At 70.9% G+C, this 11,866-nt stretch carries 11 protein-coding genes; 8 read left to right on the top strand and 3 right to left on the bottom strand.

What is annotated here, in order from left to right; genetic code table 11:
• Positions 1 to 4: 4 nt before the first annotated feature.
• A complete protein-coding gene (locus ACH4SI_RS21175) occupies positions 5 to 673 on the bottom strand; it encodes a potassium channel family protein (protein ID WP_398297764.1) in 669 nt (222 codons plus the stop codon).
• Positions 674 to 1,154: 481 nt separating this feature from the next.
• Here ACH4SI_RS21175 and ACH4SI_RS21170 point away from each other — a divergent pair, with 481 nt between their 5' ends.
• The 8 genes from ACH4SI_RS21170 to ACH4SI_RS21135 all read left to right on the top strand — a co-directional run bounded on the left by ACH4SI_RS21170 (position 1,155) and on the right by ACH4SI_RS21135 (position 10,196).
• Positions 1,155 to 2,624 carry an ATP-binding protein gene (locus tag ACH4SI_RS21170; protein WP_398297762.1) on the top strand — a complete coding sequence of 490 codons (1,470 nt, stop codon included), beginning with the start codon at positions 1,155 to 1,157 and terminating at the stop codon, positions 2,622 to 2,624.
• Positions 2,621 to 3,049, top strand: coding sequence for a roadblock/LC7 domain-containing protein (locus ACH4SI_RS21165; RefSeq protein WP_398297760.1), 429 nt, complete (start codon positions 2,621 to 2,623; stop codon positions 3,047 to 3,049). Before ACH4SI_RS21170 ends, ACH4SI_RS21165 begins: the two co-directional genes overlap by 4 nt.
• On the top strand, positions 3,046 to 3,405 hold the full coding sequence (locus ACH4SI_RS21160; RefSeq protein ID WP_398297758.1) for a DUF742 domain-containing protein: 360 nt from the start codon (positions 3,046 to 3,048) through the stop codon (positions 3,403 to 3,405). Before ACH4SI_RS21165 ends, ACH4SI_RS21160 begins: the two co-directional genes overlap by 4 nt.
• The gene (locus ACH4SI_RS21155) at positions 3,383 to 3,994 is read left to right on the top strand and encodes a GTP-binding protein (protein ID WP_398297756.1); all 612 of its coding nucleotides are present in this window, start codon (positions 3,383 to 3,385) and stop codon (positions 3,992 to 3,994) included. Before ACH4SI_RS21160 ends, ACH4SI_RS21155 begins: the two co-directional genes overlap by 23 nt.
• On the top strand, positions 3,991 to 5,472 hold the full coding sequence (locus tag ACH4SI_RS21150; protein ID WP_398297754.1) for a cytochrome P450: 1,482 nt from the start codon (positions 3,991 to 3,993) through the stop codon (positions 5,470 to 5,472). Before ACH4SI_RS21155 ends, ACH4SI_RS21150 begins: the two co-directional genes overlap by 4 nt.
• Positions 5,454 to 6,572, top strand: coding sequence for a cytochrome P450 (locus ACH4SI_RS21145; RefSeq protein WP_398297752.1), 1,119 nt, complete (start codon positions 5,454 to 5,456; stop codon positions 6,570 to 6,572). The genes ACH4SI_RS21150 and ACH4SI_RS21145 overlap by 19 nt, the downstream gene beginning before the upstream one ends.
• A gap of 88 nt (positions 6,573 to 6,660) precedes the next feature.
• Entirely contained in the window at positions 6,661 to 8,742 is a 2,082-nt protein-coding gene (locus tag ACH4SI_RS21140) for an APC family permease (protein ID WP_398297750.1), read from the top strand.
• A gap of 110 nt (positions 8,743 to 8,852) precedes the next feature.
• Complete coding sequence (locus ACH4SI_RS21135; protein WP_398297748.1) at positions 8,853 to 10,196, top strand: class I SAM-dependent RNA methyltransferase; 1,344 nt, start codon at positions 8,853 to 8,855, stop codon at positions 10,194 to 10,196.
• 451 nt (positions 10,197 to 10,647) lie between these two features.
• Here ACH4SI_RS21135 and ACH4SI_RS21130 read toward each other — a convergent pair whose 3' ends face one another.
• Complete coding sequence (locus ACH4SI_RS21130; protein WP_398297746.1) at positions 10,648 to 10,923, bottom strand: helix-turn-helix domain-containing protein; 276 nt, start codon at positions 10,921 to 10,923, stop codon at positions 10,648 to 10,650.
• On the bottom strand, positions 10,920 to 11,606 hold the full coding sequence (locus ACH4SI_RS21125; protein WP_398297744.1) for a hypothetical protein: 687 nt from the start codon (positions 11,604 to 11,606) through the stop codon (positions 10,920 to 10,922). The genes ACH4SI_RS21130 and ACH4SI_RS21125 overlap by 4 nt, the downstream gene beginning before the upstream one ends.
• Positions 11,607 to 11,866 lie beyond the last annotated feature (260 nt).

Genomic DNA, 11,866 nt, shown 5'->3' with positions numbered 1-11,866 from the left:
TCGCTCACCGCACACCCTCCTCAGGTCCCTCGTCAAAGGACGCCTCGACCTTCTCGACCTCGTCGGTGCGCATCATCACATGCACCAGGTCGCCCTCCTGCAGCACCGTCTGCGAGGTGGGCAGCATCGCCTCGCCGAGCCGGGTCAGGAACGCGACCCGTACCCCGGTCTCCTCCTGGAGCTTGCTGACCTTGTGCCCCACCCATGCGGGGGAGGTGTGCACCTCGGCGAGCTGCACGCCGCCGCTGGGGTCCCGCCACAGCGGCTCGGCGCCGGAGGGCAGCAGCCGCCGCAGCATCTGGTCGGCGGTCCACCGCACGGTGGCCACCGTGGGGATGCCCAGGCGCTGGTAGACCTCGGCGCGGCGCGGGTCGTAGATCCGGGCCGCCACGTTCTCCACGCCGAACATCTCGCGGGCCACCCGGGCCGCGATGATGTTGGAGTTGTCGCCGCTGCTGACCGCGGCGAAGGCCCCGGCCTCCTCGATGCCCGCCTCGCGGAGCGTGTCCTGGTCGAATCCGACGCCGGTCACCCGGCGGCCGCCGAAACCCGCGCCGAGGCGACGGAAGGCGGTGGGGTCCTGGTCGACGACCGCGACGGTGTGTCCCTGTTGCTCCAGGGTCTGGGCGAGCGCCGCGCCCACCCGGCCACAGCCCATGATCACGATATGCATGCGTCTTACCCCGCACTCCTGATGACCGTGCTGACCTGCGCAAACACCCTGCTCACATCTTCCTTCCAGGACCTACGGGGTGACAGCGGGGCAAGGGCCCCGATGCCGGTGCCGTACGGCGACGGAGGTCGTCCGCCACGGCGTCTGTTCCCACCGTATCCATACCCATGGGGCGATTCCCTGCCCGAGTGCACCGGCCGGGAGGAAACGTGGTGCGCGAGTGGCCGGGCGACTACCGTGAGCGGCGGGCACCGGCGACCGCCGTGGGGGGACGACCTCCCCCATCTTTGCCCGATATCCAGGACCTTCACCGAACCCTTACGTGAAATGGCAATAGAGTCCCGTGAGTTCGAACTTTGTTACGGCCATCGGACACTAGGTCACAGCATGGCTAAGATGATCGCCGTACTCCGTTTCCGGACGGGACATCAGGGCTCTGAATCGTTCCTTCCACACCCGCGTTCTCTGCACGAGGTTCCTGATGACAGATCACATAACGGAGGCAGTGAGCTGGTGCCTGGCCGTCGTTCTCCTCATCGTTCTGGTGCTTCTGATGCGCCAGCGGCGGATCACCGCCGCAGCCCGCAGGCGTAGCGCCACCCTCGAGGACAGCCTGCGCGCCCGGGACGAGGAAGTGCAGCATCTGGTCGCGGTCCGCATCCCGGCGATCGCGGACGCGCTGAACCAGCCCACCCCGTTGCCCGGGCTGCGGGACGAGAAGCTGGCCGGGACCGCCTACGCGCAGAGCCTGCACGCGGTCATGGAACACTTCGCGCGCGCGATGGACAAGGCGCAGTCGCGGGCCGACGCCTCCGCCAAGGCCGCGCTCAAGGCGTCGATGCGCGCCCTCCAGGGCCTCGCCAATGAGCAGCAGGTGTCGATCTCGGAGATGCAGGAGCGGCACGACAACCCCGACGTGCTGCGCGACCTCCTGGAGATCGACCACGCCAACGCGCAGTTCGGCCGGCGCGCCCAGGCCATCGCCGTGCTGTGCGGCTCCTGGCCCGGCCGTCAGCGCACCGCCTCCTCGATGACCGATGTGGTCCGGGGCGCCAAGTCGCGCATCCGCGACTACCGGCGGGTCCAGGTGCACGCCCTGATCGACATCGGCGTGGTGAGCCGCACGGTGGAGCCCCTGGTGCTCGCAATCGCCGAGCTGCTGGACAACGCCGCCCGGCACTCCCAGCCCAACACCAACGTCGAGGTCAGCCTGCAGCCCGTGCACAACGGCGCCTGCATCGTGATCGACGACGCCGGGGTCGGTATGGACGGCCTGGAGGTCCAGCGGGCCGCCGGGCTGCTGTCCGGTCAGCGCGCCGTGGACGTCTCGCGGCTCGGCGACCCGCCGCAGTTCGGCTTCGCCGTGGTGGGCCTGCTCGCCGCCCGGTACGGCTTCAGCGTCTCGGTGGACACCCGGTCCCCGTACGGTGGCGTCCGCGCCGTCCTGTTCCTCCCCAGCGCGCTGCTCACCCACATCGACGCCGAGGCGCCCGCCGCCGCGCCGGCGGCCCAAGACGCGTACGAGGCCGAGGCCGCCGCTCCGCTGCGTACCCTCCCGTCCCGCCCGACCCGGCGCAGGGCCACGCCGCAGGCCCCCGCCGCGCCGCAGGTCCCCGCGGAGGCCCAGGCCCCTGCCGCGCCCCAGGCGCCTGCCCCGGCCCCCGCTCCCGCGCCCTCCATGGACGAGGAGGCGACGCGCGTGTACGGGGAGACCGCGGGCGGTCTGCCCAAGCGCCGCCGCCGGCAGGCCGCCGCCCCACCGGCGGACGACTGGCCCACCCCGCCCGGACAGCGGTCCGGCGCCCCCCAGACCGACACGGGTTCGCACCGTGCCCGCTCGGCCGAAGAGACCGCCAAGCGCATGGGCGCGTTCGCGCGCGGTACGCGGTCCGGCCGTGGCGTCTCACAGGATGCCGCCCCTCACAACGAAGAAGGGAATCGCCAGGCATGAACGACCACATGAACAACGAGCTGGGCTGGATGCTCGACGAGGTGGTCAAGATGCCGGAGGCACGGCACGCGATCCTGCTCTCCGCCGACGGGATGCTGCGGTCGCACTCCGAGGGCATCTCGCGCGACGAGGCCGAACGCCAGGCCGCCGCGCTCTCCGGGCTCCAGTCCATCAGCCGCAGCACCTCCGAGTTCTGCGACCGCGAGGAGACGCCCTGGCAGCAGACGCTGGTCGAGTTCGTCGGCGGCTACATCTTCCTGATCGCCGCAGGGCCGGGCGCGTACCTGGCCGTCTCGGCCACCGAGAACGTGGACATGGAGGCCGTCAGCTACCGGATGCAGAAGCTGGTCGACCGGCTGGGCAAGGAACTGACCAGCCCGCCGCGGCAGGGCACGACCCGGCAAGGGATCGGCAGCCACGTATGAGTGGCCCGGGCAGGCGCGAGAAGGGACTGGTACGGCCGTATGTCGTGACCGACGGCCGTGCCTACCCGAGCCGCAACACCTTCGACCTGGTGACCCTGGTCATGGCCCACCCCGACCGGCCGCTCGCCGGTCTCAGCCCGGAGAAGCGGGCGGTCATGGAACTCTGCCTCGGCGGCGCGCTGTCGGTCGCCGAGGTCGCCGGATATCTGGAGCTGCCGGTGAGCGTCACCAAGGTCCTGCTGGGCGATCTGGTCGACAGCGGCCACATCAGCACCCGGGCCCCCATCCCGACCGCCGAGCTCCCTGAGACCCAGCTGCTCCAGGAGGTGCTCGATGGACTCCGTGCTCGCCTCTGACCGGGCCGTCTATCTGCCCCAGACCGTACGGACCGCGGCCAAGCTGCTGGTCGTCGGTCACTTCGCGGTCGGCAAGACGACCTTCGTGGGCGCGCTGTCCGAAATCCGCCCGCTGCGCACCGAAGAGGCGATGACTCAGGCCGGTGCGCTGATCGACGACCTCGCGGGCATCGAGGAGAAGACGACCACCACCGTCGCCATGGACTTCGGCCGGCTCACCCTCAGCGAGTCCCTGGTCCTGTACCTCTTCGGCGCGCCCGGACAGCAGCGCTTCACCCGGATGTGGAAGGACATGACGCGCGGCGCGCTGGGCGCGCTGGTCCTCGCCGACACCCGGCGGCTGGAGCAGTCCTTCCAGGTGATGGCCGTCCTGGAGGAGCAGGGGCTGCCGTACGCGGTCGCCGTCAACCACTTCGAGGGGGCGCCCCGCTTCGCCGAGACCGAGGTGCGGGAGGCGCTCGATCTGCTGCCGGAGACCCCGCTGGTCACCTGTGACGCCCGGGACCGGATCTCCTCCACCCACGCGCTGATCGCCCTCGTCCAGTATCTGCAGGCCCTCCACACCGCAAGCGCTCAGGAGAATGTGTGACCAACCGTTTCGCCGCCGCCGGACCCGTTCCACCACCCGGCTGCCCCGCGCACACGGGCCCCACCGGAGTCGTGGGCAGCCGCGGCACGGTGCCGATGTACGGGGCCGACTTCGCCGCCGACCCGTACGCCGCCTATGAGCGGATGCGCACCGTCCACGGGCCGATCGCGCCGGTGGAGCTGTCGCCCGGGGTGTACGGCTCGCTCGTGACCAGCTATCAGCTCGGGCTGGAGGTCCTGCGTGACACCGAGCGGTTCGCCAAGGACCCGCGCGGCTGGCGGGCGGTGCACGACGGGACCGTCCAGCAGGACAGCCCGGTCGCCCCCATGATGATGTACCGGCCGAACGCCCTGTTCTCCGACGGCGAGGCGCACGCCCGGCTGCGCGGGGCGATCACCGACAGCCTGGACCGGGTCGACCCGCACGCGCTCAGCGAGTACGTCGAGCGCAGCGCGGAGACCCTGATCGACGCTTTCGCCTCCCGGGGCGAGGCCGACCTGCTCATCGAATACGCGTCGGTCCTCCCGCTGCTCGTCTTCAACCAGCTCTTCGGCGCGCTCGCCGCGGACGGACCGAAGCTGGTCGAGACGATGATGAAGCTCTTCGACAGCGGCGAGGAGGCCGCACAGGCCAACGAGGACCTGCTGCGCTGGATCTCGGGCCTGGTGGCGAGCAAGCGCCAGCGGCCCTCGGCCGATGTCACCTCCTGGCTGATCGCGCACCCCTCGCAGCTGGCCGACGACGAGCTGATGCAGCAGATCATCCTGATGATGGCGGCCGGCACCGACCCCCAGCAGAACCTGATCGCCAACGCGCTGCGCCTGCTGCTGTCGGACGACCGCTTCGCCGGTGAGCTGTCCGGCGGCAGCATGCCCGTCGAGGACGCCATCGACGAGGTCCTGTGGAACGACCCGCCGATGGCCAACTACGGCACCCGCTTCCCCCGCTACGACTGCGATGTCGCGGGCGTGCGGCTGCGCAAGGGCGAGCCGGTGCTCATCAGCTACGCCGCCGCCAACCAGGAGGCCGCCCTCGCCACCGACCGGCGGTCCGGCAACCGGGCCCATCTGGCGTGGAGCGCCGGCGCCCACCGCTGCCCCGCGGAGCGGCCCGCCCGTCTGATCGCCACCGTCGCGATCGAGCGGCTTCTCGACCGTCTGCCCGACCTGGAACTGGCCGTCCCCGCCGAACGGCTGACCTGGCGGACCGGACCGTTCCACCGCGCCCTGGCGTCCCTGCCGGTGCGCTTCCCCGCCCAATTGGCGACCTCCATCGAACCGTTCGCAGCATCCGCACCCGAGTCCGTCCGACCCGAGTCAGCCCGATCCGCCGAGAACCCTGGAGACAGCCAATGGAAACCCGTCCCATCGTCCTCGACCCCACCGGCCGAGACATCGTCGGAGAAGCGGCCCGAGTCGCCGCAGGTGGCGAAGCGACGCTTGTTGAGCTTCCTCACGGCGTGGTGGCGTGGGCAATAAGCACCCAGAGCACGCTCAAGCGGCTGCTCACCGACCCCCGCGTCTCCAAGGACCCCCGCCAGCACTGGCCGGCCTGGATCAACGGTGAGATCTCGCAGGAGTGGCCGCTGATCACCTGGGTCGCCGTCGAGAACATGTTCACCTCCTACGGCACCGACCACCGGCGGCTGCGCACGCTGATCTCCAAGGCGTTCACCGCGCGGCGCACCGCCGCGCTGCGGCCGCGCATCGAGAAGATGTGCGCCGACCTCCTGGACCGGCTTGCCGCCACCCCGCCGGGCGAGGTGGTCGACCTGCGCGAGGCGTACGCGTATCCGGTGCCCATCCAGGTGATCTCCGAGCTGTTCGGGATGGACGACGAGCACCTGGTGGGGCGGATGCGCCGGGTCGTCGACAGCATCTTCCACACCTCCGCCACCCCGGAGGAGGTCACCGCGACCTACACCGAGCTGTACGCCGTCCTCGGCGAGCTGGTGGCCACCAAGCGCGAGCACCCGGGCGACGACCTGACCAGCGGGCTGCTGGAGGTCCAGGGTGAGGGGAACGACTCCAAGCTCAGCGAGAAGGAGCTCACCGACACCCTCGCCCTGTTCCTCTCGGCCGGTCACGAGACCACGGTCAACCTGCTGGACAACGCCATTCACCTGCTGCTCAGCCAGCCCGAGCAGCTTGAACACGTCCGGGCGGGACGGGCCACCTGGGAGGACGTGATCGAGGAGGCGCTGCGGCACTCCGCCCCGGTCGCCAACCTGCCGCTGCGCTACGCCGTCGAGGACATCGAGCTGGACGGCGGAGTGGTGCTGCGCAAGGGTGACGCGATCGTCGCCGCCTACGCGGCCGCCGGGCGCGACCCGCAGGTGCACGGCGAGGACGCCGACCGGTTCGACGTCACCCGGGAGATCAAGAACCACCTCGCGTTCGGCCACGGCGTCCATCTGTGCGTCGGCGCCCCGCTCGCCCGGCTGGAAGCAGTGATCGCGCTCCCGGCGCTGTTCGACCGCTTCCCTCGACTCTCGCTAGCGTCCGGGCAGGACGCGCTGGAGCCGGTGGAGTCCTTCATTTCCAACGGCCACCGCACCCTGCCGGTACGGCTGTCCTGACCGCCGTGCGGGCCGTTCCGCCGCCCGCCCGCCTCCGTGTGGGCAGGCGGGTGGGCGGGCGCCCCGCCCACCCTTTACGATCCTCAGCGTGTCCAAACTGACCGACCTCCCGAAACGGATCCTGATCGGGCAGGCGCTGCGCAGCGACAAGCTGGGGGAAACGCTCCTCCCGAAGCGCATCGCGCTCCCCGTTTTCGCCTCCGACCCCCTGTCCTCCGTCGCGTACGCGCCCGGGCAGGTGATGATCGTCCTTTCCGTGGCGGGTGCGTCGGCCTACCACTACTCTCCGTGGATCACGATCGCGATCATCGTGCTCATGTTCACGGTGGTCGCCTCGTACCGCCAGAACGTGCACGCGTATCCCAGCGGAGGCGGTGACTACGAGGTCGCCAACACCAACCTCGGCCCCAAGGCGGGCCTCACCGTCGCCAGCGCCCTGCTGGTCGACTACGTGCTGACGGTGGCCGTGTCGATCTCCTCCGGCGTGGAGAACCTCGGCTCCGCCGTGCCCTTCATCGTGGAGCACAAGACGCTCGTCGCGGTCGCGATCATCCTGCTGCTGACCCTGATGAACCTGCGCGGCGTCCGCGAGTCGGGCAAGCTCTTCGCGATCCCCACGTACGTCTTCGTCGGCGGCGTCTTCGTGATGATCTTCTGGGGCGCCTACCGCGGGCTCGTCCTCGGTGACGACATGAAGGCCCCCACCGCCGGTTTCGAGGTCCACGCCGAGCAGACCGGGCTGGCCGGCTTCGCGCTGGTCTTCCTGCTGCTGCGCGCCTTCTCCGACGGCTGCGCCGCGCTCACCGGCGTCGAGGCCATCAGCAACGGGGTGCCCGCCTTCCGCAAGCCCAAGAGCCGGAACGCGGCGACGACGCTGGCGCTGATGGGCGGCCTCGCCGTCGCCATGTTCGTCGGCATCATCACCCTCGCCCTGGTCACCAACGTCAAGATGGCCGAGAACCCGGCCAGCGACCTGTTCAAGGACGGCGCCGCGCTCGGTTCCGGATACACCCAGAACCCGGTGATCTCGCAGGTCGCGGCCGCCGTCTTCGGTGACGGCTCGTTCCTGTTCGTGGTGCTCGCCGCGGCCACCGCGCTGGTCCTGTTCCTGGCCGCCAACACCGCGTACAACGGCTTCCCGCTGCTCGGCTCGATCCTCGCCCAGGACCGCTACCTGCCGCGCCAGCTGCACACCCGCGGCGACCGGCTCGCCTTCTCCAACGGCATCGTGCTGCTCGCCTCCGCCGCCGCGGTCCTCGTCTACATCTACGGCGCGGACTCGACCCGGCTGATCCAGCTCTACATCGTCGGCGTCTTCGTCTCCTTCACCCTCAGCCAGACCGGCATGGTGCGGCACTGGAACCGCCACCTGGCCACCGAGCGCGACCCGGCCGCCCGCCGCCGCATGATCCGCGCCCGCGCGATCAACACCTTCGGCGCCTTCTTCACCGGGCTGGTCCTGGTCGTCGTGCTGCTCACCAAGTTCACCCACGGCGCGTGGGTGGCGCTGCTCGGCATGGCCGTCTTCTACATCACCATGACGGCCATCCGGCGCCACTACGACGGCGTCTCCGAGGAACTGGCCGCGGCCGACGAGCAGCAGGACGAGGAGGACGTCCGCCCCTCCCGGGTGCACTCCATCGTCCTCGTCTCCAAGATCCACAAGCCGACGCTGCGCGCCCTCGCCTACGCCAAGCTGATGCGCTCCCACCGGCTGGAGGCGCTCAGCATCAACGTCGACCCCGCCGAGACCAAGGCGCTGCAGTCCGAGTGGAGCGAGCGCGGAGTCGACGTCCCGCTGAAGATCCTCGACTCGCCGTACCGCGAGATCACCCGGCCGGTCATCGACTACGTCAAGAGTCTGCGCCGGGAGAGCCCGCGCGACGTGGTCTCCGTCTACATCCCCGAGTACGTGGTCGGCCGCTGGTACGAGCACCTGCTGCACAACCAGAGCGCGCTGCGGCTCAAGGGCCGGCTGCTGTTCACCCCCGGCGTGATGGTGACCTCCGTGCCCTGGCAGCTGGACTCCTCGGAGCTGGCCCGCAAACGCGCCCGCAAGCGGGCGGAGTGGGCCGCACCCGGCTCGGTCCGGCGCGGTCCCGTGGTGCCGCCGCGGCCGAAGGGCGAGCGCAAGGCCGAGAAGGCGGGCGTCCGTACGCCTGGCCGATAGCCTTTGTGTGGGGCGGGGGTGCGGGGCCGTAGACTGGTGGGCTGCTGTTGCCCCGCCCGGGCCGCTGTTGTCCCACCCGCACCCTCACCCCTTACGGAGCCGAGCCCGCCATGCAAAGTCAGCCCAAGACGTCGCTGGTCGGCGAGGAGTACGAGGTCGAGGTCGGCCCGGTGGCGCACGGCGGCCACTGCATCGCCCGGACCGCCGAGGGCCAGGTGCTGTTCGTCCGCCACACCCTGCCCGGTGAGCGGGTCGTCGCCCGGGTCACCGAGGGCGAGGAAGGCGCGCGCTTCCTGCGCGCCGACGCGGTGCGGATCCTGGACCCCGCCAAGGACCGGGTGGAGGCCCCCTGCCCGTTCTCCGGCCCCGGCCGGTGCGGCGGCTGCGACTGGCAGCACGTCGCCCCCGGCGCCCAGCGCAGGCTCAAGGCCGAGGTGATCACCGAGCAGCTTCAGCGGCTGGCCGGGCTCACCCCCGAGACCGCCCGCTGGGACGGCACCGTCGAACCCGCCCCCGGCGACAAGGTGTCCCGCGGCGAGGTACCGGCCTGGCGCACCCGGCTGCAGTACGCGGTGGACGCCCAGGGCCACGCGGGGCTGCGCCGCCACCGCTCGCACGAGGTCGAACCCGTCGACCACTGTCTGATCGCCGCGCCCGGGGTCACCGAACTCGGCATCGAGAAGCGGGAGTGGCCGCAGATCGAGTCCGTCGAGGCCATCGCCGCCACCGGCTCCTCCGACCGCCAGGTCGTCCTCACCCCCCGCCCCGGCGGCCGGCTGCCGATCGTCGAACTCGACCGCCCGGTCTCGGTCCTGCGCATCGGGGAGTCCCGCGGCCGCGAGCGGCACCGCCTCGTGCACCGCGTCCACGGCCGCCCCTTCGTCCGCGAACGCGCCGCGGGCCGCACCTGGCGCGTCGGCGAGGGCGGCTTCTGGCAGGTCCACCCCAAGGCCGCCGACCTGCTGGTCGAGGCCGTCATGCAGGGCCTCATGCCGCGCAAGGGCGAAACGGCGCTCGACCTCTACTGCGGCGTCGGCCTCTTCGCGGGCGCCCTCGGCGAGCGGGTCGGCGAGCAGGGCGCGGTGCTGGGCATCGAGTCCAGTAAGCGCGCCGCCGACGACGCCCGGCACAACCTCCAGGACCTGGACCGCGTCCGCATCGAACATGGCAAGGTCGAGCAGGTGCTGCCCCGCACCGGCATCACCGAGGCCGACCTCATCGTCCTCGACCCGCCCCGCGTCGGCGCCGGCAAGGACACCGTCGCCCATCTCGCCTCCCTGGGCGCCCGCCGCATCGCCTACGTGGCCTGCGACCCGGCAGCCCTCGCCCGCGACCTCGCCTACTTCCGCGAAGCGGGCTACGTACCGCGCCGCCTGCGCGCGTTCGACCTGTTCCCGGTGACGCACCACGTGGAGTGCGTGGCGGTGCTTGAACCCGTCGCGAAGGGCGCCTGAGCTGCGGTTTCCCTGGGCTGCTCAGGTGTGCCGCGGTGTGATCGACCTGTTCCCTGGCGTGCATGACGTGGAGCCTGTCACATGACGGATGCGAGCCTCTGACCTGCGGTTCTGCGGAGGCCATGCTGGATGAAGGGTTCGTGGGCCCGATCATCGCGGGGGCGGTGAGAAGTCGTTTCGACGCTCATCCGACGCTGCTCTTAACGATGTGTCCGGCCTACCGGCCTGCTGCTCATGCTGTGTGGAGTCGTGTCACAACCGGCGCTGAGGTCGCTCCTCAGATCGACCTGCTCACTTTGCCATGGCGCACGATCATCCGGCCGCGGCGACTCAGCGGGCCACCATCGGGTGACGGACCGGGTGGGGTGTGGAGAAGCAGGGCCGTGCGGCCCCGTGGCTGATGCCACGGGGCCGCACGGTGGTGGAGGACACGAGCCCCTCTTCCTCCTTGTCAGAGGTGGGTGCTCGGGTCGTCCGCGTCCAGCTTCAGGTCCACGCTGTACAGCGGACGGTCCTCGATCCCCAGGGCGCGCATCAGTTCGTTGGTCGGAATCCTGTACCTGCGTCCGACGCGGAGGACGGAGCAGGGGAACTCGTCCTCGCGGATCAGCCGGTACGCGGTCGTCGAGCCGATCCCGAGCGCTCGGGCCGCCGTCCGCAGGTCCACTGCGACGGGCAGGTCGAACATCTCGGTGAAACTGAGTCGGCCCTCTGCCGGGTCCGTCATGCTCGCCTCCCCGCAGGGCGGACCGGCCGGGTGCCCACGCGGCGTCCGGACGGTCGCTTCTTCCGGGGGCCGTGGCGCGTCGAACGGTCCCTCGTCACGTCGTCGGTGTCGGCGAAAGTACCCTTGCGCAGATGCTCCGGCCGTACCCGGAGGCGCAGCGGGGCGCGCAGCCCGGCCGGGCCGTCCGGCCGGTCGACCCGCACGTCCAGGCCCTCCTCGGCCGGAGCGTCCGCCTCCCCGTCGGGCGCGGTGAGCGCGCGGTCCTGGGCGATCCGCTCGACCTGGGTGGAGGGGAGCTCCCGCAGGCCGTCGCGGGCGAAGCGCCACGCCTTGGTGCGCGCCGCGTGGATCAGGGTGGAGCCGGAGAGGCGGTTCGCGGCGTCCGGGGCCGCCAGTTCCTCCAGGAGGGCCAAGACCGTCTCGGCCTCCACGTCCGACCGATCGGCACGCAGGCGCGTGCAGACGCGGTGGACCGTCATGGTCAATCGGGGCAGCGCCAGCCAGATCACCAGGAGCTTCCCGGCGCCGTGTGGAGCGAGGTCACTCAGCGCGGTGCGGAGCACCTCCTTCCAGACCGCGTCGGCGAATTGCGGGTCGGAGCCCGGCCCGTACAAGGCTTCGTGCGTCTCGGCGGCGGTCAGTCGGACCGGCTCCGCCCCCTCGGTGCCCGTAGGAACGGTCACGAGGACAGCCTCGCTGACCCGGGGGTCGTCGAAGTGCCGCCTCACCGAGGCGAACATACTGCTTGATGGTGGATACATCAGGAAATATCCTTTCTTTGGGCTGAAGGTGCCGGAGGTACCGAGGTGTTGCACGGGCTGAAGTCCTGCGGGGTGGCCACACACCCCAGATGTGGATGGAACGGGAGCAAGCCCCAGGCGCCTCACTTTGATGCGTACGTATGCGGTGTTGGTCTTGTCGACCGGGAATCACCGCCTTCGAC

Origin of the sequence: Streptomyces sp. NPDC021212, assembly GCF_044332925.1 — a bacterium.
GTDB lineage: Bacteria > Actinomycetota > Actinomycetes > Streptomycetales > Streptomycetaceae > Streptomyces.
This window is presented reverse-complemented; position numbering and strand designations above follow the sequence as displayed.

What these genes read in the sequence shown, in the direction of transcription:
- ACH4SI_RS21155 (WP_398297756.1), top strand. Translation starts at nt 3,383, where the DNA reads ATGGACTCCGTGCTCGCCTCTGACCGGGCCGTCTATCTGCCCCAGACC.
- ACH4SI_RS21165 (WP_398297760.1), top strand. Translation starts at nt 2,621, where the DNA reads ATGAACGACCACATGAACAACGAGCTGGGCTGGATGCTCGACGAGGTG.
- ACH4SI_RS21160 (WP_398297758.1), top strand. Translation starts at nt 3,046, where the DNA reads ATGAGTGGCCCGGGCAGGCGCGAGAAGGGACTGGTACGGCCGTATGTC.
- ACH4SI_RS21135 (WP_398297748.1), top strand. Translation starts at nt 8,853, where the DNA reads ATGCAAAGTCAGCCCAAGACGTCGCTGGTCGGCGAGGAGTACGAGGTC.
- ACH4SI_RS21175 (WP_398297764.1), bottom strand. Translation starts at nt 673, where the DNA reads ATGCATATCGTGATCATGGGCTGTGGCCGGGTGGGCGCGGCGCTCGCC.
- ACH4SI_RS21170 (WP_398297762.1), top strand. Translation starts at nt 1,155, where the DNA reads ATGACAGATCACATAACGGAGGCAGTGAGCTGGTGCCTGGCCGTCGTT.
- ACH4SI_RS21130 (WP_398297746.1), bottom strand. Translation starts at nt 10,923, where the DNA reads ATGACGGACCCGGCAGAGGGCCGACTCAGTTTCACCGAGATGTTCGAC.